Consider the following 25,958-nt stretch of genomic DNA (forward strand, 5'->3'; position numbering starts at 1 on the left):
GCGGGCCACCACTCAGCCCCGGTCCCTGACCAGCGGTGTCTTGCCGACGGTGGTCCGCTCGATCTGTGGTGAGGAGCGGGGCACGAACACCAGCCGGAACCCGTATCCGGTCTGCTCGATCGCCGCCGCGGTCGCCTCCCGGTCGTTGAAGAGCGACAGGGAGCTCGGCAGAGCCTGGGTGAACAGCTGCCGCGTCCCGCTCGGGCCGAGGGCGTGCTCGACGGCGGCGGCCGTCCCCTCGGCGTCGTCCACCGCGACCAGCAGGGTGAGGGTCCGGTCCTCGCGGTGGTTGTGGAACTGGACCTCGTGCGCGACCAGGTCCAGGTCGACACCGGTCGTCGAGCGCAGCCGCCCGCGCAGGGCCGCGTACGCGAGCGTCGCCGAGTACTGGCTGTCGTTGAGGTGCAGCACGTCGGCGGTGCGCCCGGCGAACTCGAACCGCTCGGTGCGCAGCCCCGGCCCGTTCAGGGCGGGGCGGCGGATCATCCGATCGCCGAGCTTGAGCCGGAGCAGCGGCGTCTCGTCGGAGTGCAGCCGGGTGACGACCAGCTCGCCCTCCTCGCCCTCGGCGACGGCACGGCCGTGCTCGTCCACGATCTCCACCAGGTGCAGCCCCGGCACGGCGGAGAGCGCCGGTGAGGCGTGGTCGAGCTGGAGCCCGACGCACTCGGCCTGGGTCGCGGCGAAGTAGCTGAGGATCGACACGTTGGGGAAGAACGCCTGCAACTCGTCGCGCTTGCGCTGGGGCAGGGAGCCACTGCCGTACATCGCGACCCGGAAGCTCGCCCTGGCCTGCGGGGACAGGCCCGCGCCCAGCTCGGGCAGGAGCGCGATGCCCGCGGTGATGCCCATCAGCGCCTTGTGGCCCGGGTAGGAGAACATGTGCTCCAGCACCGGCGCGCTCACCGGACCCGCACCGATGTAGTTGACCTCGGGGACGTGGGACAGGACGCCGCCGACCATGGTCCCGCTGCTCCACATCTGGTAGTCGGCCAGCGTGGTGAACAGCCAGCGCGGCGCGGGGCCACGCAGGTAGCGGCCGAGCTGGTAGGCGCCCATGAACGCCCCGGAGATGCGGTAGGTGTCGCGCAGCTCCCGCAGGGAGTACACGATCTCCAGGGGCATGCCGTCACCGGTGCCGCCGCTGGCCACCACCTCGAACCCGCCGCGGTCGAGCGGCACGACCATCCCGGCCCGCGCGCCCATGAACATGTCACGCTGCACGGTCTTGTCCGACAGGGGGATCCGCTCCCACTCGGACATGTCGGCGGGGGCGTCGCGGATCCCGAAGTAGTGCAGCCGCTCGCGCCACAGCGGGTTGAGCAGGGCGATGCCGACGAGCTGCTGAAGCCGGCGGAACACCAGCGCGTTCTGGAGGTCGAGCGGGGACTCGCAGTACGGGGCTCCGGTGAGCCGCCCGCACTCCTCCAGCTTGCCCGCGAACGATGGCAGCCCGATGACGTCGTCCACCGAGCGGGGCCGCAGCTCCTCCTCGGGGATCAGCCGTGCCGCCAGCTCCACCGAGCTGGCGAGGTCCACATCCGTCATGGTCATGAATGGCTCCTGTTCCGCTGGTCGTCGCGGGTCGCGGTGCTCGCACGCAGCACCCGTTGCCCGATGTCCCTGATCTCGTCGATGAGCATGGTCAGGTGGCCCGTGTCGATCAGGTGGTTCATCACCACCACGCGCAGCGCCGCCACCTTGTCGATGTCGACCTTGGAGATGAAGAAGCGCCCGCCGCCCCGGATCCGGTTGCGGATCTCCAGCTGCAGCCGGTGCGCGGTCGCCGGTTCCAGGTCGTCCGGCAGGTATCGGAAGCACAGGATGTTGGACTCCGGCTCGTGCGCCACGGCGAAGTCCGGTTCGGCGGCGAGCATCCGGTGCGCCTGCCGGGTCACCTCGCACAGCCGGTCGATCCGCTGTGCGAACAGCGCCGGGCCGTAGACCGACCAGACCGTCCAGAGCGGCATGATCATCGGGCGTTTCGTGCACTCGAGGTTCTTGTCCGCGCTGTCGTAGGCGCTGTAGACGTCGGGCTCCTCGTCGAAGACGTAGCTGGCCCGCTGCCGGAACGCGCCGCGCGCCGCCGCGCCGTCGCGGTAGAAGAGCAGCGTGCACGGCGACGGCATGAACAGCATCTTGTGGGCGTCCCAGGTCAGGGAGTCGGCCTGCTCGATGCCGCGCAGCCGGTGCCTGTGCCGGTCCGACAGCAGCAGGCTCGCCCCGTGCGCCCCGTCCACGTGGAGCCAGAGCCCATGCCGGCGCGCCACGGCGGCGAGCTCCTCCAGCGGATCGAAGGCGCCCACCGAGGTGGTCCCGGCCGAGGCCACCAGGCAGAACGGCCGCAGACCGCGCCGGTAGGCCTCGTCCAGCGCCGGGCCGGCCAGCTCCGGGCGGATCCGCCCGGCCTGATCGACGGGGAGACGGATGATCTGTCCTTCTCCGATGCCGAGGACCCCTGCCGCCCGGGTCACGCTGTAGTGGGCCTCCTCACTGACCGCGATGGCCGGGGGACCCGGCAGGGCGCCCACACCGCGGGTCCAGATCTGCGGGAAGGCGCGGTTGCGGGCGGCGAGCAGCGCGGTCAGGTTGGCGAGGGAGCCCCCCGAGGTCGTCACCATGGCGAACCGGTCACGGTCCCAGCCGATGAACCCGTTGAGCTCCTCGGCCATGAGCCGCTCGGCGACGCTGGGGAGCTGCCCTGCCTCGTAGAAGGAGGAGGGCTGGTTGACCACCGAGCCGACCAGGTCGATGAGGCTGGCCAGCGGCACCACGCCGGAGAACTGCCGTCCCATGTAGCCGGGTGAGTAGACGGGGATGCCGGTCCCCGTGTACAGGTCGACGATCTGGTTCACCCGCTCGGCGTCGAAGTCGGCGATGCGCCGCCGTTCCGGGGTCATCAGCCCCCGCGCGGCCTTCAGCAGCACCGCGGGATCGAGGAGATCGAGTCCTCGGACCGACCGGTCGCCCAGATACGTCGTCAGACGGCCGACGATGTCCATGGCGCCGTCGTGGAAACGCTCGGGGTCGAAGGCCGCGGTGAGGCCGGGCATGGGTGAACGGGAGCCTTCGCCGGTCGCCGGCTCAGGAGCCGACGGCTCGGGAAAGGAACTCTGGACATCGGAAAGCGAACTCGTCATGGAGGGGCCTCCAAATGACCCGAGGTCGAGAACACCTAAATGTTCGTGCTGAATGAGAGTTCGGAGATGGTGAATTGAACTCCCGGGCGATCACGCACGTGAGGGTTCTCGCGAATAAACGCGTGGTCTTCGGTGATGCGTCGATCGAGAAAGAGGTCCTCGACGTCCGGGGACGCGAGGCGGCATTCGTGCCGTCACCGGCCGTTCCCGATCGATGGAACGGTCCAATATCGAGGGATGTCGATGAGTGATGGTGGGAGATGGTGCGAGAACGCCTCGCCACCCCTGATCAAGTGGTTGAGGTCGGTCTGGCGATCAGGGTCTGGAGGAGGGTCGTCGTGGACGAGTCGCGGCTAATTCGCCCTGAATTTCAATCGCCGTATATGTTGGCACGCCCTTCATGTAAGCGACCTAATCATTGTTCACGGCAGGGGCGCAAGACCTCGGATGCAGGTGGAGTGGCAGATTGCGGCCACGGTTAACGCGCGTGGTGATCGGTGTGAGGAGATGGTCGGCGATTCTCGACTGTTTTGGGTCTTATAGGTTTTTTCTCATTAAATTCCATTTAACTCGGCATTCGGGACATCCGCCCCCGTGAGTCGTGCAGCGTCGTGTTGCGCCGTGTCGGGTGGGTTCGTGCCGTACGGTCCCGGGCGGCCGTCGTCTCGACGCCCCCCTTCGCACACTCGTGACCCGGCGGAAAGGCGAGGCGGGCGGGCGCGAGAAAACCCGGGAGGCGTTCCACAGGCCGAAGGGGGAGGCGTGCGGGGTGTTCACGAGCCGCTCGCGGAGGCGTGCGCGGGTGCGGGGACCTGGAGGTCGTGGCCGAAGGAGCCGAGTCGTCGGGCGGTGGCGGTGAGCCGGGCGGTCAGCTCCGGGAGCCGGTCGTCACCCAGCCGTACCGCCGGGCCCTGGATGGCGAGCGCGGCCAGCACGTTGCCGTGGCCGTCGCGGACCGGGACGGCCACGGCCCGGACCCCGGCGACGCGCTCCTCGAAGTTGACGGCCGCACCCCGGGCGCGTATGCGGTCGAGTTCGGTCTCCAGGCCGGCCCGGGTGGTGATCGTGGTGTCGGTGTAGCGGGCGAAGGGCTCCTCCATGCCCACCCTCGGATCCCCGAAGGCGAGCAGGGCCTTGCCCATCGCGCACACGTGGATCGGGTTGCGCTGGCCGGGCTCCTGCTCGTAGCGGAGCGGCTGTCGTGAGGGGACCTGGAGCAGCACGGCCACCTCGTCGCCGATGCGCACCCCCAGGTTGACGGCCTCCCCGGTCAGGTCGCGCAGGGCCTCGAGTTCGGGGAGCATCGTGGTCGCGCCGAGGCGTTCCAGGGCGAGGCGGCCCAGCGTGGCGGTGGTGATCCCGAGGTGGTAGCGCTCGGTCACCGGATCCTGGCCGAGCATGCCCGCCGCGTGCAGGGCGCGGACGATGCGATGGGCGGTGCTGACCGGCAGGTGAAGCCGCTGCGCCACCTCGGTGGGGGAGAGCGTCGTCGACCGCTCGAACGCGCGCAGCACCGCGATGGCGCGTTCGATCGCCTGGGTGCCCCTGCGGGCGGCGTCTTCAAGCTTCGGCTTCATCGGGTCCACCGTTCCAGCTTAGGGCGGAGAGCTATTTCCTACACTCTTGACGGGTTTTTAGGGAATTACTACTATGTGGAATGAAGATCTTGCCATGTGGGATCTGGCTCGTTCCCCTGAGAGGACCCCCGTCATGCCTGTCCGTCGGCTTCTGCGACCACTGGCCCTGCTCATCTCGGTCGTTCTCGCGTTGACCGCCTGTGGCGGCGGCACCCAGTCGGTGGGCACCGCCTCCGGCGCGGAGGGAGGCACCCTCAAATGGGGCTGGAGCCTTCCCACAACGTGGGATCCCGTCACCTCCAGCGCCGGTAACGACGTCAACGCCCTGTCCCTCGTCTACAGCGCCGTCACCCGCCTGGACGACAGGGGCGACGCCGTCGGTGGCCTGGCCACCGCCTGGAAGTACACCGACGGCGGCAAGAGGGTCACCTTCACCCTCAGGGCCGGGCTGACCTTCTCCGACGGCTCCCCGCTCGACGCCGAGGCCGTACGCAAGAACCTCCTGCGCGGCCGGGACCAGAAGGACTCGCTCATCGCCTCCCAGCTGCGCGGGGTGAAGGACGTCGAGGTCGTCTCACCGACCGAGTTCGGGATCCTGCTCGACCGGCCCGACCACCAGATCCCCAACCTGCTCGCGGGAAAGACCGGGATGATCGTCAACCCCCGGGCCTTCGAGGCGGACGCCAAGGCCGTCAGCGCCAAGCCCGCGGGCGCGGGACCCTTCACCCTCACCCAGCTCGTTCCCGGCTCGCACGCCAACCTGGACCGCAACCCGTCCTACTACGACGTCGCGAACATCCACCTGGCCAAGTTCGAGCTGAAGACCGTCTCCGAGCCCGCCACCGTCGTCGCCGGACTCCAGTCCGGCCAGTTCGACGTCGCGATACTGCCCGCCGCCCAGATCGACGCGGCCAAGGCGGCCGGGCTGAAGGTCGACCTCATCCCCTCGCTCATGGTCCGGGTCCTGGACGTCAACAACAAGATCGCGCCGTTCGACAACCCCAAGGTCACCGAGGCGCTGAAGTACGCGGTCGACCGTGAGGCGCTGCTGGAGACCTCGGGATTCGGCGTCGGCGAGGTCAACACGCAGCCGTTCCCCAAGGGCCACCTCGGCTACAACCCCGAGCTGGAGAACCTCTACCCGCACGACCCCGCCAAGGCCAGGAAGCTGCTCGCCGAGGCGGGGTTCCCCGACGGCATCGACGTCCCGCTGACCACCGCCGACCCCGAGGGCCTGCCCGAGCAGGTCCAGGAGCAGCTCAAGGCCGCGGGCATCAGGACCACGATCAAACTCATCGCCCCGGCGCAGCACACCCAGCTCGTCTACGTTCAGCACAACGTGGCCCTCGCCCCCGACGCCTTCGTCGGCCGAGAGTCGCCGCTGCAGGCGCTCGGCGTCGTCTACGGGCCGGAGGGCCTGATGAACCCCGGCCGCAACACCCCCAAGGCGCTGCTGGAGCAGTTCGACAGGGTCCGCGTCACGCCGCCGGACGATCCCGGCTACGCCAAGACCGTCCAGGACGCGGTCGCCATCGGGGTCAGGGAACTGCCCAACGTCTGGCTGTTCTCCACACCGCGCATCTTCGCTCGCAGCCCCAGGGTCTCCGAGCTTCCCACCAACCTCGCGGTGCAGCGCTTCGACGGCGTACGGGTGACGAACCCGTGACCGCGCTGGGATCACGCGCCCCCGCGTCCGCGCGGGGAGCGGGGGAAGACGGGGAAACCGGGGGAGCCAGGAAGGGCGGAGGGGACGAAAAGGTCGGCCGGCCCGTCGTGACCGCGCCCCCGGCAAGACCCTCCCGGGTCCGCCGGAGCGCGGCGACCGCCCGGTGGCGCGCGGTGGCGCGCGGATCGGTCGCCCTGGTGGTCGTGGCGCTCGTCTCCACCTTCATCACCTACGGGCTGGGCGCGCTGGGCGACGCCAATCCGGCGGCGGCGGTGCTGGGGGAGACCGCGACCCCCGAGGACATCGCCAGGATGAGCCACGAGTTCGGGCTCGACCGCCCCTTCCTGGAGCAGTACGTCACCTGGCTGGGCAACGCGCTCACCGGAGACCTGGGCCGCTCCTGGTTCACCCAGCTCCCGGTCGCCGAGAGCATCGCGCAGCGCCTGCCCGTCGACCTGTCGATCACCGGCCTCGCGGTGCTCATCGCGATCCTCGCCGGGGGCGCGGCCGGCGTCGGCGCGGCGGTGAGCAACGGCGGCAGGTTCGACCGGATCGTGACCGCCGTCTGCGCGGTCGCCTCCACCCTGCCCGCGTTCGTCGTCGGCATCGGACTGATCGTGGTCTTCGCCGTGATCGTCCCGGTGTTCCCCTCGGGCGGGTACGTGCCGCTCACCCAGGATCCCGTCCAGTGGCTGAGGCTGATAACCCTCCCGGCGATCGCGCTCAGCCTCGACGCCGCCGCCGACCTCGCCAGGCAGCTCCGTACCGGCCTGGTGGCCGCCCTGCGGGAGAACTACGTGACCGGCGCGGTGGTCCGCGGGCTCCCGGCGCGGCGGGTGCTGTTCCGGCACGCGTTGCGCAACGCCGCGGGCCCGGCGCTCACCGTGCTCGGGATGCACATCCCACGCCTGATCGGCGGCGCGGTGGTCACCGAGGCGGTCTTCGCCCTGCCGGGTCTCGGCCGGCTCACCGGCGAGGCGGCGCTCAAGCACGACGTCCCGGTGATCCAGGGCGCGCTGCTCACCACCATCGCGCTGGTGCTCGTCTCCAACGTCACCGTCAACGCGGCCGTCGCCAGGCTGCGGGGTGCGCGATGAGCTCCTTCCGCAGGGCGTGGCGGCTGCCCTCCGTCAAGCTGTCCGTGACGATCCTCACCGTCGTGCTCCTCGTCGCGGTGTTCGGCGACCTGCTCGCCCCGCACGACCCGCTCGCGCAGAATCCCCGGCTGCGCCTGCTCGGGCCGTCGGGAGAGCACCTCCTCGGCACCGACTACCTCGGCCGCGACGTGCTCAGCCGGCTGCTCGCCGGGACCGGTCTCTCGATCGCCGCGGCGGCGGAGGCGGTCGCCGTCGGACTGCTCCTGGGGGCGATCCCCGGCCTCGCCTCGGTGTTCTTCGGCAAGATCTTCGAGTGGACGACGATGCGGCTGGTGGACGCGCTGCTCACGCTGCCGTTCGTCATCTTCGCCATCGCCGTCGCCGGGATCCTCGGCAACGGCCCGCACCAGGCGATGGCCGCCATCGGACTGCTGCTCGCGCCGGTGTTCTACCGGGTCACCCGTACGGCAGCGCTGGGTTTCACCCGCGCACAGTACGTCGAGGCGGCCGAACTGCTCGGCGCGTCCCGCTCCCGGATCCTGCGTACCCACATCGCGGGCAAGGTGCTGCCGACGGTCGCGGTGACCGCGGCGGGGGCGTCCGCCGCGGCGCTGCTGGTGGTCTCCTCCCTCGCCTTCCTCGGCATCGGTGTCGAACCCCCCGCCCCCACCTGGGGCGGGATGCTCGCCAGCGACCTGGGTTACCTCCACCAGCGGCCGCTCGCCCCGCTCGCGCCCGCCGTCGTGATCATGCTGACCGTCGGCGCGCTCAACGCCCTGGCCGACGCCGTACGCGACACGACCGGCCTGCACACCGACGGCCACCGTATCGACGAGAGCGAGGAAGTCCATGCCCGCTGAAGCGCTGTTGAGCGTGCGCGACCTGCGCGTGACCGTCTCCGGAGGCCGGGCCGAGGCCGTGCGCGGGGTCTCCTTCGAGGTCGCCCCCGGCGAGGCCGTCGGCCTGGTCGGCGAGTCGGGCAGCGGCAAGACCCTCACCTGCCGCGCGGTCCTCGGCGCCCTCGCCCCCGGCTGCTCGGTGAGCTCCGGCGAGATCGAGTTCGGCGGCCACGACCTGACGGGGGCGAGCCGCAGGCAGTGGCTCGGGATCCGCGGGAGCAGGATCGGCGCTGTCTTCCAGGACCCCGCCTCCTACCTGAACCCGTCCCTGCCGGTCGGCGACCAGCTCGCCGAGGTACTACGGGTCAGACTCGGCCTGCGGCGGCGCGCCGCCCGCGAGCGCGCCGTGGAACTGCTGGGCGCGATGGGCCTGCACGATCCGGCCCGGGTCCACGGCCAGTATCCGCACGAGCTGTCCGGCGGCATGCTCCAGCGGGTCCTCATCGCCGTCGCCGTCTCCTGCGATCCCGAACTGCTGATCGCCGACGAGGCCACCACCGCCCTCGACGTGACCGTCCAGGCCGAGGTGCTCGAACTCCTCGCCCGGCTGCGCGCCGAGCGCGGCCTGTCGATCGTCTGCGTCTCCCACGACCTGGCGGTCATCGCGGCGCTCTGCGACCGGATCGTCGTCTTCTACGGCGGCGAGATCGTCGAATCGGGGCCGGCGAGAGAGGTCCTGGACAGTCCGGCGCACCCCTACACCGAGGCTCTGCTGCGGGTCGCCTCGGCCGGAGACTGGGGCAGACGGACACTGGAGGTCATCCCCGGCCAGCCGCCGCCCGCGGGCGCCTCGCTGCCGGGCTGCCGCTTCGCCGGCCGCTGCCCCTTCGCCGAGGAGGCCTGCTCGGCGGCTCCCGTTCCCCTCACCGCCCACCCCGGTGGGCGCGAGGTCCGCTGCCTGCTGCGCCAGGAGCCGGTGGGGCGCGACACGGTGAGCGTCGGCGCCGGAGCGCGGGGGAGCGACCTGTGAGCGGCCCCGAGAGCACCCCGGTGACCGGTTCCGGGTGGACTCCCGCGACCGCGGCCGGTCCCGCGAGCACCTCCGCGACGGGCAGGGCGACCGCGGACGGCTCAGCGGCCACCCCCCGCACCGGCCCGGCGGGGACGCCGCTGCTGGCCGTGCGGGGCCTGAACGTGTCACTCGGCAGACCCGCCGTGCGGATCCTCAGCGAGGTCGACCTCACCGTCAGGGCCGGGGAGATCCTCGGGATCGTGGGGGAGACCGGCTCGGGCAAGACGACCCTGGCCAGGACCGTCGTCGGCCTGGTCGGCCCCGACTCAGGTTCGGTCGAGGTGGAGGGGGTCGAGATCTCCTCGCTGAGAGGCAGGGCGCTGCGGGCGCATCGCCGTACGGGAAAGGTGCGATTCGTCTTCCAGGACCCGCTCCGCTCGCTCGACCCCGACCACAGCGTGGGAACCGTCGTCGGCGAAGGGCTGGCCGTGCGGCGCGTGCCCCCGGCCGAACGCGCGGCCAGGGTACGGGCGGCACTGGAACTGGTCGGCCTGGACCCCGCCCTCGCGGCCAGGACGCCCGGCCAGATCTCCGGCGGGCAGCGGCAGCGCGTCTCGATCGCCCGCGCGATCGTCGCGGAGCCGTCGCTGCTGATCTGCGACGAGCCGGTCAGCGCGCTGGACGCCTCCAACCGCAACCACATCCTGCGCCTCCTGGACGACCTGCGCGGCAGGCTCGGCGCCGGTGTCGTCGTCATCTCCCACGACCTCAGCTCCCTGGCGGGCGTCGCCGACCGGGTCGCGGTCCTCTACCGGGGCCGGATCGTCGAGGAGGGCCCGATCGGCGAGGTCTTCGACGACCCCCGCCACCCCTACACCGCGCTGCTCGTCGCCTCGGCCCCACGCGTGGCCGGTGCCGCCCGCCACAGCCTGGAGCGGCTGCGGGCGGCGCCCACAGGCGTGGCCGGCGCGGGCGGCGCCACCGGCGGCTGCGTCTTCGCCCACCGCTGCCCGTTCGCCACCGAGACCTGCGCGGTCGTTCCCGAACCGGTCGTCAGGGGCGGGCGCGCGGTCGCCTGCCACCACACCGGCACCTGGCCCGCACGGGCCGCCGCGTCGACGCCCGCCCTCGATCCCGTCCCGGTGACCGTTCCCGGCCGCGGCTCCGCCCTCGAAAGCCCTCTTTCCGAAAGCCCTGTTCCAGAAAGCCCCGCTCCCGGCTCCGTTTCCTTCCGCGGGTCCGCAGGCGGTCCCGGTCCCGCACCGAACCTCGCCTCCGCTCCCGTCCCCGATCCGGCCTCCGGTTCCGTTCCCCGCTTCGTCGCCCGCTAAGGAGTACACGCATGTCCATCGAGATTCTCGGCATGGTCGGTACGAAGGACTTCTCAGAGACCCACGGTTCCTTCGTCGACGGCCCGCCCATCGACGTTCCCTACCTGGCCACGTTCGCCCGCGCCCACGAGGCCGCCGGGTTCGACCGGGTGCTGATCGGCTACGGCTCGTCCTCGCCCGACGGGTTCGCCGTCGCCGCGTCGGTGCTGCACGCCACCGAGCGGCTGCGCGTGCTGATCGCGCACCGGCCCGGCTTCGTCGCCCCGACGGTGGTGGCGAGGAAGCTCGCCACTCTCGACCAGCTCACCGGGGGAGGCAGGGTCGCCATCCACCACATCACCGGCGGCGACGAGGCCGACCAGCGCCGCGACGGCGACTTCCTCGACCACGGTGGCCGCTACCGGCGTACCGGCGAGTTCATGTCCGTGCTGCGCCGTACGCTCACCTCGGCCGAGCCGTTCGATCACGAGGGTGAGTTCTACCGGTTCGAGGGCGCCTACAGCTCGGTCAGGGCCGACATTCCGCTCTACTTCGGCGGGGCCTCCCCGGCGGCCGTCCAGACCGGGGCCGAGCACGCCGACGTCTACATGCTGTGGGGCGAGCCGCTGGCCGAGACCGCCGAGCGGATCCGGCGCGTCAGGCAGGAGGCGGCCAGGCACGGCCGGGAGATCACCTTCAGCCTGTCCACCCGGCCGATCGTCGCCGCGACCGAGGCCGAGGCGTGGGAGCGGGCCGAGCGGATCAGGGCCGCGACCGCCGCGCGCGTCTCCGGCGGCGGACTCGGCTGGAGCAAGGGGAAGAGCGAGTCGACCTCCGTCGGGGCCGCCAGGCTCCAGGAGCAGGGCGCCGAGCGGGAGGTGCACGACGAGCGGCTCTGGTACGGCGTGACCAACCTGATCGGTCCCGGCGGCAACTCCACGGCCGTGGTCGGCACCGCCGAGCAGGTCGCCGAGGCGCTGCTGAAGTACCACGACCTCGGCGTCACGACCTTCCTCATCCGCGGCTTCGACCCGGTGGACGACGTCGTGCGCTGGGGCGACGAGCTGGTGCCGCTGCTGCGGCAGGGGGCCGGGCGGCGCGAACCCGCGGGCGTGGGCGCGTGAGCTCGACACGCGCGGCCAGGGGTGCCGGCCCCGAGCAGCCTGGGCGCCTCCGGCCCGGCAGGGCCGGACACTCGCGGCGAACCGATCACCAGGGACACGGCACAGGAGGTGGCACGATGAGCGCCGAGGCGGTCGGCGGCGGGCAGCCGCGCGATGTCTTCCTGTCCGCCTTCCGCAGGCACGCCGCCGGGGTCGCCGTCGTCACCGCCCCGGGTCCCGCCGGTTTCACCGCGACCTCGCTGACCTCGATGTCGCTCGATCCGCCGCTGCTGTCGTTCGGCATCTCGGTCGGCTCGTCGAGCTGGCCGGCGATCCGGGACGCGGACGCGTTCGTCGTCCACATCCTCGCCGGAGACCAGCGGGACGTGGCGGAGCTGTTCGCCAGGAAGGGCGCCGACAGGTTCGCCGACCGGGATCGCTGGGAACCCCTCCCCGGAGGGGAACCCCTGCTGTACGGGGTGGCCGCGTGGCTGCTCTGCCGCACCCAGGAGCGGTTCATCGCGGGGGACCACCGGCTGGTCGTCGGCCGGGTCGTGGAGGGGCACACCGACCCCGCCCATCCTCCGCTGCTGTACCACGATGGAGGTTTCGGCGCGCTCGCGCCGCACCCTTCCGACCGAGCCAGGAGTGACTGATGCCGATCGTCCTTCCCGAAGACCCCTTCCACCGCCGCCTGCACCACATCGCGCCCGGCGGTCTCACCTCCGAGACCGCCCAGACCGGTGGTATGCGCCGCCGTGCGGCCATCAGCGGAGCCACCGTCGGCTCCAGCCGTCTGTGGATGGGGCAGACCCACGTGGCGCCCGCCACCGCCTCGGCGAACCACCACCACGGCGAGTCCGAGACCGCCATCTACGTCGTCAGCGGCCACCCCTCGTTCGTCTTCGCCGACATCGAGGGGGAGGAGCCCGTCGAGGTGCGCATCGACACCGAACCCGGCGACTACATCTTCGTGCCGCCCTTCGTCCCCCACCGGGAGGAGAATCCCGACCCCGACCTGGAGGCGATCGTGGTCATCGCCCGCAGCACCCAGGACGCCATCGTGGTCAACCTGGACGATCTCACCTGGACGGGACCGGTTCTGACCTCGCGGTGACGGCGGCCCGTCGCGGGCCACCGTCACCGCGAGGTCAACGGGAAGTCACTGGGAGATCATCGCGAGGTCGTCGCGTGCCCGCCGCCCGGAACGCCGGGCGGCGTCCAGGCCGGTCGCTTCTCGCCCGCCGGCGCGGAGGGTGCGCCGGTGGTGAAAAGATCGCGGGCGTGTCCGAGGCGCCGGGCGGTGTCCGACCGGCCGTTCACCCGCCGGTGTCCCCGGCCGCCAGGCCGCCGGCCGCATCCCCGGCCAGCCGGTCGTCCGCCACGACCCCGGCGTACACCAGGGCGGGAGGTACGTTGCGCCAGATCGGCCCCAGGGTGTCGACGGTGGTGAACGTGCTGTTCATGAGGCCGCGGAAGTGCCGGGAACGCTGGAACGGCATCACGGTCAGCGTCGTGATCGTGCTGAAGGCGCCGCCGGGGGCGAGACAGGCCGCGATCTCCTCCAGAACGCGTTTCTGCTGGGCCTCCTCGAACAGGGTCCAGGGGAGCGAGGAGACGATCGCGTCGGCGTGAGACAGACCGGCCTCCCGCAGTATCTTGCCGAGGTCACCCGCGTCCCCGCAGATCACTTCCAGCCAGGGCCTGCTGCGCCGCAGGTGGTGCACCATGCCCTCGTTGAGCTCTATGGCGAGCTGCCGCCCTCCCACGGGGAGACGGTCGCGGATCGCGTCGCTGATCACTCCGCCGCCGGCGCCGAGTTCGACGACCGTGGCTCCGGGGGTTGTGGGAACGATCGAAGCCGCCAGGCGTGCGACGGCCTTCGAACTGGGAGCGATCGCCCCCAGCTGGTGGGGATTACGCATGATCGCACCGAGGAATGTGAACGTGTCACTACCGGCAGGACGATTTTGAGAGAGCATCGACAGCTTATTCCCCCTGTTGAGGGGGTTATGCCAGATAACGGGCTTCGATGATCGGGGTTCCACCGCCGTACGGTCGCCGTACAGGTGCCGGTCCGCCGGGCGAAGGAAACGGGCGTTCCGGCGGCGGTGTGGTTCACCGTCGGTGACGGTCGCGACCCTCCTCTGCCCCGGGAAGGCGGGGCGAGGTACCGTCGTCTTATCGGATCCCGGTCATGAGGGGAGCCGCCATGCCAGACGATTCCGATCACGTACTCGACTCCATCGACGGTGCGGTCGACGAATGGCTCGCGATGAGCGACGACTCGATGCGCTGGACACCGCCGGAGAAGGCACGGCCGAAGCCCCAGCTCGGCCTGCCGGTGCCGCCGCTGCCGCAGGTGCTGGAAGACTTCATTCAGGAGGTCGGAGCCCGCCTCGCCCCGCCCGCCCAGGCCGTGGTCGACGCGTTCCGTCCCTTGGGGGAGGGGGTGGTCGACGCGGTCTCCACGTTCCTCGACAGCCCGCCCGTACGGCAGCTTCTCGATCCGCCCGGCCCGTCGGGTGACCGACCGGAGGAACTCGGGGTTCACGCGTTTCCCGACACGTTCGGGACGCCGCCGGAGGACGCGTCCAGGCCGCCGCGTATGATCGAGTCACGGCTGGAAGAGGTCGAGCCACCGGCGGGCCCGTCCGATCGCGAGGATCCGCTCGGGCCACCGGATCGGTCCGGGGCCTCTCCCGTGCGGGAGCGGCCGGACGCCGGGCCGTCAGGAGACGGGGATTCTCCGGCAGGGTCGCCACCGGCGTAGGTTCCGGGGACTTCCCGGTCGTCTCCGGTCATCGAGCCGGGCCGGACAGGGCCGCACCCGCTCGCGCAGGGGGCCTTTTGGGCGGAGCCCTTTGGGCAAGGGCCCTTGGAAGGGACCCCTTGTTGGGCGGAGCCTCTTGAAGGAGGCCCCCTTGGAAAGTTTGGACGGACCCTCACCGCGGCCGTTCGCCGACGGTGCTTTGTCCGAAACTCCGGTGAGATCTTTCCGCGGAAACAGGTGAGTCTTCCCGTCGGAGGGGAAGCGGGTGTGTCCCGATTGCGGGGGAGCGGGCGCACAGTTTCACTTTCGCCCAAAGTGTGCGGTGAAGTGCGAAACTCCCTTTTTCGGGCAAAGAACAAAAAACGCATTAACCGGCGTAGTTCAGGGGTGATGAGGCAATGGCGGGTCTGGCGGGGCCGATCGCGGTCGGCGTCGAAGAGGAGTTCCACGTCGTCGATGTCGACACCCGGCACCTGGTCCCACGGGCCGGTGTCCTGCTGGAACAGCTGCCGGCGGAACGCTTCACCCATGAGCTGCAGCGTTCCGTGGTCGAGGCCAACAGCAGGCCCTTCATGCACCTGGAGGACCTCGGGCACGACCTGACCGCGCTACGCCGCACGGTGATCCAGGCGGCGGACGGACTCGGCCTGGGAATCGTGGCGGCGGGCAGCGTACCGATGGTGGATCTGGAGGCACTGAAGATCTCCCCTGACCCCCGCTACGAGCAGATGCTCGCCGACTACCAGCTGCTCACCCGCGAGCAGCTGATCTGCGGGACGCAGTTCCACGCCGACGTCGAGGACCGCGACCTGGCCGTGGCCGTCGCCCATCGCCTCGCCCCGTGGCTGCCCCCGTTGCTCGCCCTGAGCTCCAGCTCGCCGTACTGGCTGGGGTCCGACACCGGGTATGCCAGCTACCGCCCGCTGCTGTGGCAGCGCTGGCCCACCGCCGGCCCCGTACCCAGGTTCGAGTCGGCCGCCGAGTACGACCAGGTGGTGCGCGACCTCGTCGCCTCCGGGGTGATCACCGACCCCGGCATGATCTACTTCGACATCCGGCCCTCGGCGCACCTGCCCACCATCGAGCTGCGGGTCTGTGACGCCTGCCCCCGCGTGGGCGACATCGTGCTGATCGCCGGACTGTTCAGGGCGCTGGTGGCCAGAGAGCTGGAGGAGGCGCAGAACGGCCCCGAGCGCACGGTCCGCCTGGAGATGGTCCGCGCCGCCTCCTGGCGGGCCTCGCGCTCCGGGCTGGAGGGCGACCTCGTCGACCCGGTCGAAGGCACCCCGCGACCGGCCGCCGAGGTGATCCGGCGGATGGTGAACAGCCTGCGCCCGCAGCTGGAGCAGTACGGCGACTGGGAGCTCGTCACCTCCCTGGCCACGGAGTCGCTCGCCAGGGGGAGTTCGGCGGCCCGCCAGCGGCAGGCGTACGCCCGCGGCGGCCAGCTGTCCGACGTGGTCGACCTCGTCATCGCCGAGACGCGATCGGAGGAGTGGGAGACCGCCTTCGGCGGGCCGACGCCGAGGATGCACACCAGTCTCCTCGACGGCTACGAGGCCCCGGGCGACGAGGCGATCATCGAGGGCACGGTGCGCGAGTCCTACCAGCCGGTGCTGCGGGTCCTCGACCGCCTGGGCGTCGAGGGACTGCGCGAGCGGGAGGAGAGGCGCGACGCCTACCAGCGCGACAACGGCATGACCTTCCAGGTCGACGGAGGCGGCGAGAGCCGGATCTACCCGTTCGACATGGTTCCCCGGCTCGTCCCGCCCGGCGAGTGGACGGGGATCCAGCGGGCGCTGCCGCAGCGGGTGCGCGCGCTGGAGGCGTTCCTGCACGACGTCTACGAGGGACGCGAGATCATCAGGGACGGCACGATCCCCGCGTGGGTGGTCGACGAGTCCCCCGGCTACCGCAGGCCGGGCCGCAGGGTGCCGCAGGGCACCGTACGCTGCGCCGTGGCCGGACTGGACCTGGTCCGCGACAACGTCGGCCGCTGGGCGGTGCTGGAGGACAACCTCCGGGTGCCCTCCGGGCTCGGATACGCCGTGACCAACAGGCGGCTGATCAACGAGCTGATGCCGGAACTCGCCCCCGGCGAGGAGGTCGCCGACCCGAGCGTCGGCCTGCGGATACTGCGAGAGGCGCTGCTCGCGGCGGGCTCCGGTGACCCGTCGGCCCTCGCCGTCGTCTCGGCGGGACCCGAGGACTCCGCCTACTACGAGCACAGGATGCTCGCCGAGGAACTGGGAGTGGTCCTCGCCGTACCGGCCGACCTGTCCTTCAAGAACGGCCATCTGGAGATCGACGGGCGCAGGATCGAGGTGCTCTACCGCAGGATCGAGGAGAGCGCGCTGCTCGGCGGGCGCCTCGGGCTGGAGATCATGGACGCCGTCGAGCGTTCCGCGCTCGTCCTGGCCAACGCGCCGGGCAACGGCGTGGCCGACGACAAGTGCCTGTACCGGTACGTGCCGCGCATCATCGAGTACTACCTCGGCGAGCGACCCCTCATCGACAACGTCCCCACCTACCTGTGCCGCGACGCCGCGGACCGCGAGCAGGTGCTCGACCGGCTGGCCGAGCTGGTCGTCAAGCCGGTGGACGGGTTCGGCGGGCAGGGCGTGGTCGTCGGCCCCGACGCCTCCGCCGACGAGCTCGAACAGGTCAGGAAGACGATCCTCGCCGCCCCCGAGGGGTGGGTCGCCCAGGAGACGGTCCGGCTGTCGACGCACCCGACCTTCGACGGAGACCGGTTGAGCCCGCGCGTCGTCGACCTTCGGGCCTTCGTCTGCTTCGGCGAGACCGCGAAGGTGCCGCCGACCGCGCTGACCCGCGTCGCCCCGGCCGGCAGCATGATCGTCAACTCCTCCCAGGGGGGTGGTTCCAAGGACACCTGGCTGCCGAGTGGGGACGTCGAGGTGGGGCTTGAGCGATGAGCTCAGGCGCGAGCCCGAGGCGTGAGATGTGCGATCTGAGCGGTGAGTTCCGGCGTGAGCCGGTCACCGGGGGGTTTCGATGTGTGGTTTGAGCGGTGAGCTCCGGTTCGACGGCCGCCCGGCGGACGTCGCCGCAGTGGCCCGGATGAACGATGTGATGCACGACAGGGGCCCCGACGGGGCCGGCCTATGGTCGCTGGGGCCGGTCGCCCTCGGCCACCGGCGCCTGAGGATCATCGATCTGTCGGACCGGGGTGCCCAGCCGATGGTGGACAGCGACCTCGGCCTGACGGGAGTCTTCAACGGATGCCTGTACAACTACCGTGAGTTACGGTGCGAGCTGGAGGACCTGGGCTACCGCTTCTTCTCCACCTCCGACACCGAGGTGCTGGTGAAGTCCTTCCACCGCTGGGGGAGTGGCTGCGTCGACCGCTTCAGGGGCATGTTCGCCTTCGCGGTCGCCGAGCGCGACACCGGCAGGCTCACCCTCGGCAGAGATCGGCTGGGGATAAAACCGCTGTACGTCACCCAGGACGCGAGGCGGCTGCGTTTCGCCTCGTCGCTGCCCGCGCTGCTCGCCGGGGGCGGGGTGGACACCGGCATCGACCGGGTCGCCCTGCACCACTACATGACGTTCCACTCGGTGGTGCCCGCCGAGCGCACCATCCTCGCCGGGGTGCGCAAGCTCCCCCCGGCCACGGTGCGCACCGTCGAGCCCGACGGCACCGTCACCGACCACCTCTACTGGCAGCCGCCGCACACCCGCTCGGCCCTGCCCGAGTACGCCGGGCTCACCCCGGACGAGTGGTGCGAGGCCGTGCTCGACCAGCTGCGGACGGCCGTACGCAGGCGCATGGTCGCGGACGTGCCCGTGGGCGTGCTGCTGTCGGGGGGCCTGGACTCCAGCCTGATCGTCGCGCTGCTGGCCGAGGAGGGTCAGGCGGGCCTCGCGACCTTCAGCATCGGGTTCCCGTCGGCGGGAGGGGAGCGGGGGGACGAGTTCGCCTACTCCGACCTGGTCGCCAGGGAGTTCGGCACCGATCACCAGCGCATCCTCATCGACGACACCCGCATGCTGCCCGCCCTGGAGCACGCGGTGCTCGCCATGAGCGAGCCGATGGTGAGCCACGACTGCGTCGCCTTCCACCTGCTGTCGGAGGAGGTCTCCAAGCACGTCAAGGTCGTCCAGTCAGGCCAGGGCGCCGACGAGGTGTTCGCCGGCTACAGCTGGTACCCGCCGCTCGCCGGCGTGTCGCGCGAGGACGCCGCCGCCGTCTACGAGAGGGAGTTCTTCGACCGCTCGCACGCGGCGCTGGCCGAGATCCTGTCTCCCGAGTACCTGCTGGACGAGGACGTCAGCGGCGACTTCGTCCGCCGTCACCTCGCCAGGCCAGGCGCGGACACCGCGCTCGACGCGGCGCTGCGCCTGGACACGAACGTCATGCTCGTCGACGACCCGGTCAAGCGCGTGGACAACATGACCATGGCCTTCGGGCTTGAGGCCAGGACCCCGTTCCTCGACCACGAACTCGTCGAGCTGGCGGCGGCCTGCCCGCCCGAGCTCAAGCTCGCCTCCGGCGGCAAGGGCATCTTGAAGGGCGCCGCGCGCAAACTGCTGCCCGCCGAGATCATCGACCGGCCCAAGGGGTACTTTCCGGTCCCGGCCATCAGGCACATCCACGGCCCGTATCTGGAACTCGTCAGGGAGGCGCTGACCGGCCCCGCCGCGAGGGCCCGCGGCCTGTTCGACCAGCCATATGTCGACAAGTTGCTGGCGGCTCCGGACGAACACCGCACTACCCTGGGTGCGAACGCGTTGTGGCAACTCGGACTCCTGGAGCTGTGGTTGCAGGCACAAGGAGTTTGATGACCGAAATTCTCGGCGCCCGTTCCCGCCCCTCGATGGGCACGGGCCTGACCGCCTGGAGCTGCCGGGCGCCCGCCCTGGCGCCCGACCTGAGCGCCGTCGCCTTCATCGGCGACCGGGACGGCTCGCCGAGGGTCTGGATCCAGCCCCTCGGAAGAGACCTGGAGGCGTGGCCTCCGGGAGAGCTCGAGGACCTCCTGGATCTCCAGGAGGAGGACCGAGGCGCCTGGCCGATCGACACGGGGGCCGAGCCCGTCGCCGACGTGAGCTGGTCCCCCGACGCCCGGCGGCTCGCCGTCCTCGTCGTGCCCGGCGGCGGGGAGCACACGCAGGTCTGGACGGTGAGGGCCGACGGCGGCGACCTGCGCCCGCTGGCCGCGCCCGAGGGCGGGTCGGCGTCGTTCGTGCGCTGGACGGGCCAGGGGGAGGTCCTCCTCGTCGCGGAGGTCTCCTCGTCGGGCCGTACGGACGCGGTGCTGATCGACGCGGGCTCGGGAAGCCGGGAGGTGATCGCGGAGGGGGCACTCATGCACCCGGCCGCGGTGAGCCGTGACCACCGGCGGATGCTGCTGCGGCGCGGCCCGCGCGGTGTGCGCCGGATGTACGTGGCCGATCTTCCGGCCCTCGCGGGCGACCCCACGGGCCACCCGCCCGCCCTCGCCGGCGATCCCGCGGGTCCCGGCGCTCTCGTTCCCGGCCTGTCCCATCCCGGGGATCTCGCCGCGGACCCGTCCGGTGACCTCTCCGCCGACCTTCCCGCCGGGATTCACCTCGACCTGCCCACCGAAGATCTCTCCGATCTCTCGCCCGGCCTGCCCGCCGACCCTCCGGCCGGGATTCGCGTCGACCTTCCCGCGGGCCATCTCGCCGACGTCCCCCCAGGCCTGCCCGCGAGCCTTCCCGACGAGGCCGCCGGTGACCTGCCGGGCCACGGGGAGCTGCCGCTGCTGGCCGGCCTGACCGGCACCACCGACTACGGCATCCTCTCTCCGGACGGGAGCACCGCCTACCTGCTGTCCGACGTCGGCCGCGACCGGGCCGCGCTGGTCGCGGTGGGCGAGGACGGGGTGGGCGTCGTGCTGGCCGAGCGTTCGGACGCCGAGCTGGACCAGTTCGCGCTGAGCTCCGACGGCCGCCGCGCGGTGCTGGTGTGGAACGACTCCGGCCGCTCGGGGCTGGAGGTGATCGAGCTCGACACCGGCCGGACGCGTCCGCTTCCGCCCCTGCCCACCGAGGTGGTGTCCTCGATCAGGGTGTCCCTGGACGGCAGTCTCGCCGTCCTGGCGGCGGAAGGACCCGGCCACCCCTCCCACGTGCTGCTCTGCGACCTGGAGGTGGGCGGCTACCGGCGGATCGCGGGATCGGGTCGGATCCCCGAGGCGGCCGGAGCGGAGCTGATGCGCTTCCAGGCGGGCGACGGCATGGAGCTGACCGGCTGGCTCTACCGGGTCCCCGGCGTCCCCGGCCCCGCGCCCTTCGTCGTCTACCTGCACGGCGGCCCCGAGAGCCAGGAGAGGCCCACCTTCAACCCGCTGTTCCAGAACCTGCTGGCCGCCGGGATCGGGGTGTTCGCGGCGAACATCCGCGGCTCGTCGGGTTTCGGCCGGGCCTTCCGCAACGCCGACAACCACGCCCTCCGCTTCGACGCGATCAACGACGTCGCCGACTGCGCCCTGGAGCTGGCGCGGGAGGGCATCGCCGACCCGGCCAGGATCGCCTGCATGGGCCGCTCCTACGGCGGCTACCTCACGCTGGCCGCCCTCGTCACCCACCCGCGCCTCTTCCGCGCCGGAGTCGACGTCTGCGGCATGGCCGACTTCGAGACCTTCTACGAGCGGACCGAGCCGTGGATCGCCGCGGCGGCGGTCAGCGAGTACGGCCACCCCGTCACCGACCGCGACCTGCTGCGGGCCCTGTCACCCCTGCACTCCTTCGACCGGCTCGCCGCCCCGCTGCTGGTCGTGCACGGTGCCCAGGACACCAACGTCCCCCTGTACGAGGCCGAGCAGGTGCTCCAGGCGGCGCGGGCCCGTCAGGTGCCCTGCGAGCTGTTGCTGTTCGAGGACGAGGGGCACGAGATCCGGCAGATCCCGAACCGGGTGACCTTCGTGAAGAACGTCGTCGAATGGCTCAGATGGCACCTCGCGGTCCCCGACCCGGAGTGAGGCCGCCTCCCCGGGCACCCGGCGGTCTTGGACCCGACGCGAGGCGGGTCATCGTGGCGAGGGAGGCCGTTGGCGCCTGGGGGTCCCCATGCCCCGGTTGTTGCTGTGTCGCACGACGCGGGGCCATTGGCGCCCGGGGTCCCCGACCCGGTGTGAGGGGGGCGCCTGGGGTGAGGCGGTCACCGTGGTGTGGGAGGCGCGGTCCCGGCCCCGATCCGGCCGGTCCTTTTGGCGAGCACCTCCAGGGGGTTGGCGAGTAGCTCGGAGAAGGCGAGTTCGGCCGCGCCGACCAGGGTGGCGTCGTCCCCGAGAGCCGAGACGCGCAGCCGCACCCTCTCCCGGGAGATCACCAGCACGTTCGCCTCCACCCGCCTGTGCACCTGGGCCGCCGAGCCCGGGTAGACCTCGCGCAACATCCCGCCGAAGATCACCAGGCCGGGGTTGAAGAGGTTGATCAGGTTCGCCACCCCGATGCCGAGCCAGTCGCCGATCCGGAGCAGCGCCTCCGTGGCCGCGACGTCCCCTCGACCGGCGGCCTCCACCACCGCCTGTACGCCCTCGCGGCCGGAGAGCTCGGAGGAGCGGCCGGCGGCGTCGATCAGGGCCTGCTCGCCGACCTCCGCCTCAAGGCAGCCGCGCGATCCGCACCCGCAGGGCCGCCCGTTGTACGGGTTCACCATCATGTGCCCGAGCTCGCAGCCGTACCCGCCGTCGCCGTCGAGCAGTTTGCCACCGACGATGATCCCGCCGCCCACGCCGACGTCCCCGTGCAGGTAGACCAGGTTCTGGAAGCCGACGCCCACCCCCCGTTCGAGCTCGGCCAGCGCGCCCAGGTGGGCCTCGTTGCCGACCGCCACCGGGAGCCCGAGTCCCAGCCTGAGACCGAGTTCGGTCCCGAACGCCTGGTCCACCCAGCCCATGTTCGGCCCGAAACGCACCATCCCGTCACCGGGCCTGATCATGCCGCAGTAGGCCGCGCCGACCCCGACGCACACCGAGTCCGAGGGGGCCTCGCGGTCCATCTCGCGGGCGAAGTCGGCGAGGGTGCCGACCACGTCGTCGAGGTCGGCCCCGGCGCGAGGCCGGACCGCCTCCCTGCGGTCCAGGATCGTTCCGCCCAGCCCGACCCTGGCGGCGACCAGTCGGTCCACGCGGACGTCGAAGGCCATCACGTGGAACCGGCCGGACTCCGGGCGGACCACCAGCGACGGCCGGCCCGCCTTGCCGGTGTCCTTGGGGAGCTCCTCGCGGACCAGCCCCGCCGAGGCGAGGTCCCCGGTCAGTCCCATGATGGTGCTGCGGTTCAGGCCCATCCGGTCGGCCAGTGCCGTGCGGGAGAGCGGGCCGCCCAGGTGGACGTGCCGGAGTAGAACGCCAAGGTTGTGCCGGCGAATCTCCTCCTGGGAACGACCGGCTTTCAGCATCGTGGGGATCCTGACGAGGAGGGGGCTTGCCATCGTGGTGCGCCACGACGGCGGGACAGGATTGCCACGCCGACCTGAGGCACTGCGATAGATCCTGTCACACCGGGGGAACCCCGGCCGATGGCTGCGGAAGCGTTTTCCGTCACTCCTGGCCGGCGCCTCGGGCTCGCCGTTCGGAAGGTGCCGGGTCTCGCGATCACAGATTATGAATCTACATCGTAAAGGGCGCGGGCCGGTGAAGAACTGCAGAGCGTACGGAGGTGTTCCAACTGTCGGAACTGTGAGGAGTGTGGTGCGGACAGCCACATTAATGTCCGGACGTGACGGCCGGCGATGCGGTGTCGGCACTCGTCGATCGTGCGGGCCGGCCGGGACGCGAAGAAAGGCGCTCGCGCGTTCGTCGGGCGCGGGCCTTCGGACTTCACCGATTCCTGACCATGCGGTGACATACCACCAAGCTGGAAAGGAAGACCGGTCCACCGGGCGGCGTCGGTACGGAGGGAAGGGAACAGTCACATATGTCAGGTCCTTTGGAAGGCGTCAGGGTCATCGACCTCGGCCGGGTCGCGTCGGCGCCGTTCGGAGCTCTCATACTGGGCGACCTCGGCGCGGAAGTCATCAAGATCGAGGATGTCAACGGCAGCTTCGACCGCCAGATCGGGCAGCCGAGCCGTAACGGTGTGGAGGCCTTCTTCATCAACACGAACCGGGGTAAGAAGTCCATCGCCCTGGATCTTCGTTCGCCCGAGGGGCGCGAGGCCGCACTCACACTGATCGCCGATTCGGACGCGGTGGTCGCGAACTTCCGGCCGGGTGTGCTGACGGCGATGGGCCTGGACTACGAGGCGATCCACGCTCGCAACCCGCGAGTCGTCGTCGCCGAGATCACCGGCTTCGGGGAGAGCGGCCCGTACCGGGACATGCCCGCGTTCGATCCGGTGATCCAGGGCCTGGCCGGCATGATCGCCCTGCAGCGGCCGGCCGCCGGCGGGCCACCGGACGTCATCCACAACATGATCGTCGACAAGATCACTTCGCTGTTCGCCGCCAACGCCATCAGCGCGGCCCTCTATGCGCGCGAGCGTACCGGTCTAGGACAGCGGCTGGAGATTCCGATGCTCGACTCGGCCGTCTACTTCCTGTGGCCCGAGGGCATGGCGGACCAAACGTTCGTCGGCGACTTCGAGGCCGGCCGGATGGGGGTCAAGACGCTGCGGCTCACCGAGGTCGCCGACGGCTTCGTCGTCTACATGGCCATCGCCCTGAAGCAGCGGCTCGGTCTGCTCGACGCCGTCAACCGATCCGACCTGCGCACCGACCCGCGGTTCGCCACGCAGAGCGAAATGATCAAGCGTGAGAATCTCGACGCGCTCGAAACGATCGTCCGCGAGGAGGCGCTGAAGTTTCCCAAGGAGGACTTCATCAAGCGTATGAACGACGCGGGGGTGCCCTGTGGTCCGGTGTTGGAGACCTCTCAGGTGGTTCGCAACGAACACGTCGAGCAGGTCGGTCTGCTGCGTCAGTGGACACATCCGGTCGGTGGTGAGGTGCGTTCGCCGCGCCCGCCGGTCCGGTTCAGTGACACCCCGGCCGATCCGACGCTGGAACTGCGTCCCTTGGGGGGCGACGGTCCTGATCTGTTGCGCGGCAGCGGCTACAGCGAGGAGCGCATCGCCGAACTGATCGAGGCGGGCGTGCTCAACCCGGGCGAGCCGCGGTAACGTCCGCGCGATCACGGCGGCACACCGGAGCCGCCTGCGCTGTGCCGGTGTACGAGGGCCGGATCAGGCGGTCGGGGAGGAGTCCGGGCCGAGCACCGCCGGGCGGCACAGGTAGGCGGCGCCGGCGATGACGGCGGCGGCCACGATCAGCGACGTCGGCAGTCCCGCCGTGTCGGCGAGTACCCCGGTGGCGGTGGTGGCTATCGGGCGCACGCCGAGGAAGGCGAGGAGCCACAACGCCATCACCCGGCCCCGGAACGAGTCCGATGTCCTTTCCTGGATCAGCGTCATGACGCAGATGAAGGCGAGGGTCATGCCGATGCCGCTGAGTCCGAACGCCCCCAGCGCGACCGCCGGGATCCAGGCGGCCGCCAGCGCCAGTAGCCCCACCGCCATCAGCAGCATGCTGGCACCGGTGAGACGTTGCAGGCTGACCCAGCGGCGGATCACCGCGAACAGCAGGAAACCCACGCAGGCGCCGATGCCGAACCCGGACGTCAGCCAGCCCGCCAGTGCGGAGCCGCCTCCGAGGTCGGCGGCGATCGTCGGGGACAGGGTCACCGAAGGTTCCGCGGCGGCACTGATCGCCGCCACCGCCAGCAGCAACGCCGGTAACGGCGCATGGTCGCGGACATAGCGCAGTGACGCGGTCACCGACAGGTCGTCGCTGTCGGTCCCGACGGGTGTGGTGGCCCGCCGCACCCGCAGCGCCAGGACCGCGACACCGTGGATGAGGTTTCCCGTCGCGGCCACCAGCAGTGCCGTCACCGGCCCCAGATGCAGGGCCAGGAACGCGCCCGCCGCCGGCCCGATCGCCCGGGACAACGTCATCGGCACGCTACTCAAGGCCATCGCGGCCGACATCTCGCCGGGGCGGATCAGTAGCGGAATCATCGCCTGGCTGGCCGGGCCGGTGAGCACCAGGCCGAAGCCCATCAGCGCCGCCGAGGCGCACATCAAGACGGTGCCCTCGACGCTGCCGACCGGATCGAACGCCCACAGCCAGATCGCCATCGTCAGCGGCCCGGCCGCCGACACCAGCCGGCCCAGCGCGACGAGCCGGCCGAGATGCCGGCGGTCGGCGAGTTTGCCGCTCAGCAGAGAGAAGAGTTGTGGGACGTTCTGTGCCACGATCACCAGGGCGACGACGGAGGCGGAGCCGGTCAGTTCGTACGCCAGGATCGCGGTGACGATACTGAAGATCCACAGTCCGGTCGTGGCGCACGTGGTGGCCCAGAAGTGCACCCCGTACCGCGCGTCGAACATCAGCCGGTACGAGCCCCTGGGCCGGGAGGTGCCGTGCAGTTTCGCCGTGGTCACCGTGTGCC

At 71.1% G+C, this 25,958-nt stretch carries 19 protein-coding genes; 13 read left to right on the top strand and 6 right to left on the bottom strand.

Translation table 11 applies throughout. From position 1 onward, the window contains the following. Positions 1–12: 12 nt before the first annotated feature. From ACIBH4_RS21500 to ACIBH4_RS21510, 3 genes are all read right to left on the bottom strand, one after another. Positions 13–1,554, bottom strand: coding sequence for a hypothetical protein (locus ACIBH4_RS21500; RefSeq protein WP_362517212.1), 1,542 nt, complete (start codon positions 1,552–1,554; stop codon positions 13–15). Continuing rightward, a complete protein-coding gene (locus ACIBH4_RS21505) occupies positions 1,551–3,053 on the bottom strand; it encodes a pyridoxal-dependent decarboxylase (RefSeq protein ID WP_362517209.1) in 1,503 nt (500 codons plus the stop codon). The genes ACIBH4_RS21500 and ACIBH4_RS21505 overlap by 4 nt, the downstream gene beginning before the upstream one ends. An 860-nt stretch (positions 3,054–3,913) precedes the next feature. Next, a complete protein-coding gene (locus tag ACIBH4_RS21510) occupies positions 3,914–4,717 on the bottom strand; it encodes an IclR family transcriptional regulator (protein WP_362767626.1) in 804 nt (267 codons plus the stop codon). 133 nt (positions 4,718–4,850) lie between these two features. Here ACIBH4_RS21510 and ACIBH4_RS21515 point away from each other — a divergent pair, with 133 nt between their 5' ends. The 8 genes from ACIBH4_RS21515 (at position 4,851) to ACIBH4_RS21550 (ending at position 12,861) form a co-directional block, all read left to right on the top strand. Next, complete coding sequence (locus tag ACIBH4_RS21515) at positions 4,851–6,383, top strand: ABC transporter substrate-binding protein (RefSeq protein ID WP_362767624.1); 1,533 nt, start codon at positions 4,851–4,853, stop codon at positions 6,381–6,383. Between the two features lie 173 nt (positions 6,384–6,556). Continuing rightward, complete coding sequence (locus ACIBH4_RS21520) at positions 6,557–7,480, top strand: ABC transporter permease (protein ID WP_362767622.1); 924 nt, start codon at positions 6,557–6,559, stop codon at positions 7,478–7,480. Further along, complete coding sequence (locus tag ACIBH4_RS21525; protein ID WP_362767619.1) at positions 7,477–8,340, top strand: ABC transporter permease; 864 nt, start codon at positions 7,477–7,479, stop codon at positions 8,338–8,340. Before ACIBH4_RS21520 ends, ACIBH4_RS21525 begins: the two co-directional genes overlap by 4 nt. Then, on the top strand, positions 8,330–9,349 hold the full coding sequence (locus ACIBH4_RS21530) for an ABC transporter ATP-binding protein (RefSeq protein WP_362767616.1): 1,020 nt from the start codon (positions 8,330–8,332) through the stop codon (positions 9,347–9,349). The genes ACIBH4_RS21525 and ACIBH4_RS21530 overlap by 11 nt, the downstream gene beginning before the upstream one ends. Continuing rightward, entirely contained in the window at positions 9,346–10,662 is a 1,317-nt protein-coding gene (locus ACIBH4_RS21535) for an oligopeptide/dipeptide ABC transporter ATP-binding protein (RefSeq protein ID WP_362767613.1), read from the top strand. Before ACIBH4_RS21530 ends, ACIBH4_RS21535 begins: the two co-directional genes overlap by 4 nt. 11 nt (positions 10,663–10,673) lie before the next feature. Further along, positions 10,674–11,765 (top strand): LLM class flavin-dependent oxidoreductase, encoded by a 1,092-nt coding sequence (locus ACIBH4_RS21540; protein WP_362767610.1) that lies wholly within the window; start codon positions 10,674–10,676, stop codon positions 11,763–11,765. 116 nt (positions 11,766–11,881) lie between these two features. Continuing rightward, positions 11,882–12,400 (top strand): flavin reductase family protein, encoded by a 519-nt coding sequence (locus ACIBH4_RS21545; RefSeq protein ID WP_350948816.1) that lies wholly within the window; start codon positions 11,882–11,884, stop codon positions 12,398–12,400. Then, on the top strand, positions 12,400–12,861 hold the full coding sequence (locus tag ACIBH4_RS21550) for a cupin domain-containing protein (RefSeq protein WP_362767607.1): 462 nt from the start codon (positions 12,400–12,402) through the stop codon (positions 12,859–12,861). Before ACIBH4_RS21545 ends, ACIBH4_RS21550 begins: the two co-directional genes overlap by 1 nt. 202 nt (positions 12,862–13,063) lie before the next feature. Here ACIBH4_RS21550 and ACIBH4_RS21555 read toward each other — a convergent pair whose 3' ends face one another. Then, positions 13,064–13,669, bottom strand: coding sequence for a methyltransferase domain-containing protein (locus tag ACIBH4_RS21555; protein ID WP_362767604.1), 606 nt, complete (start codon positions 13,667–13,669; stop codon positions 13,064–13,066). A 287-nt stretch (positions 13,670–13,956) separates the two neighbouring features. Between ACIBH4_RS21555 and ACIBH4_RS21560 the strand changes: the two genes are divergently transcribed. The 4 genes from ACIBH4_RS21560 to ACIBH4_RS21575 all read left to right on the top strand — a co-directional run bounded on the left by ACIBH4_RS21560 (position 13,957) and on the right by ACIBH4_RS21575 (position 21,485). After that, entirely contained in the window at positions 13,957–14,517 is a 561-nt protein-coding gene (locus ACIBH4_RS21560; RefSeq protein ID WP_362767602.1) for a hypothetical protein, read from the top strand. A gap of 398 nt (positions 14,518–14,915) precedes the next feature. Continuing rightward, entirely contained in the window at positions 14,916–17,453 is a 2,538-nt protein-coding gene (locus tag ACIBH4_RS21565) for a carboxylate--amine ligase/circularly permuted type 2 ATP-grasp protein (protein WP_362767599.1), read from the top strand. A 79-nt stretch (positions 17,454–17,532) separates the two neighbouring features. Then, positions 17,533–19,320, top strand: coding sequence for an N-acetylglutaminylglutamine amidotransferase (locus ACIBH4_RS21570; RefSeq protein WP_362767596.1), 1,788 nt, complete (start codon positions 17,533–17,535; stop codon positions 19,318–19,320). Further along, the gene (locus ACIBH4_RS21575; RefSeq protein WP_362767594.1) at positions 19,320–21,485 is read left to right on the top strand and encodes an alpha/beta fold hydrolase; all 2,166 of its coding nucleotides are present in this window, start codon (positions 19,320–19,322) and stop codon (positions 21,483–21,485) included. The genes ACIBH4_RS21570 and ACIBH4_RS21575 overlap by 1 nt, the downstream gene beginning before the upstream one ends. Positions 21,486–21,664: 179 nt before the next feature. Here ACIBH4_RS21575 and ACIBH4_RS21580 read toward each other — a convergent pair whose 3' ends face one another. Further along, positions 21,665–22,942 carry an ROK family transcriptional regulator gene (locus ACIBH4_RS21580; RefSeq protein ID WP_362517162.1) on the bottom strand — a complete coding sequence of 426 codons (1,278 nt, stop codon included), beginning with the start codon at positions 22,940–22,942 and terminating at the stop codon, positions 21,665–21,667. 485 nt (positions 22,943–23,427) lie between these two features. Here ACIBH4_RS21580 and ACIBH4_RS21585 point away from each other — a divergent pair, with 485 nt between their 5' ends. Next, positions 23,428–24,630 (top strand): CoA transferase, encoded by a 1,203-nt coding sequence (locus ACIBH4_RS21585; RefSeq protein WP_362517160.1) that lies wholly within the window; start codon positions 23,428–23,430, stop codon positions 24,628–24,630. A 63-nt stretch (positions 24,631–24,693) separates the two neighbouring features. On the opposite strand, the gene ACIBH4_RS21590 is transcribed toward ACIBH4_RS21585, so the two are convergent. Continuing rightward, on the bottom strand, positions 24,694–25,950 hold the full coding sequence (locus ACIBH4_RS21590) for an MFS transporter (protein WP_362517157.1): 1,257 nt from the start codon (positions 25,948–25,950) through the stop codon (positions 24,694–24,696). Positions 25,951–25,958 lie beyond the last annotated feature (8 nt).

Source organism: Streptosporangium sp. NPDC050284 (assembly GCF_044459525.1).
Classification (GTDB): Bacteria; Actinomycetota; Actinomycetes; order Streptosporangiales; family Streptosporangiaceae; genus Streptosporangium.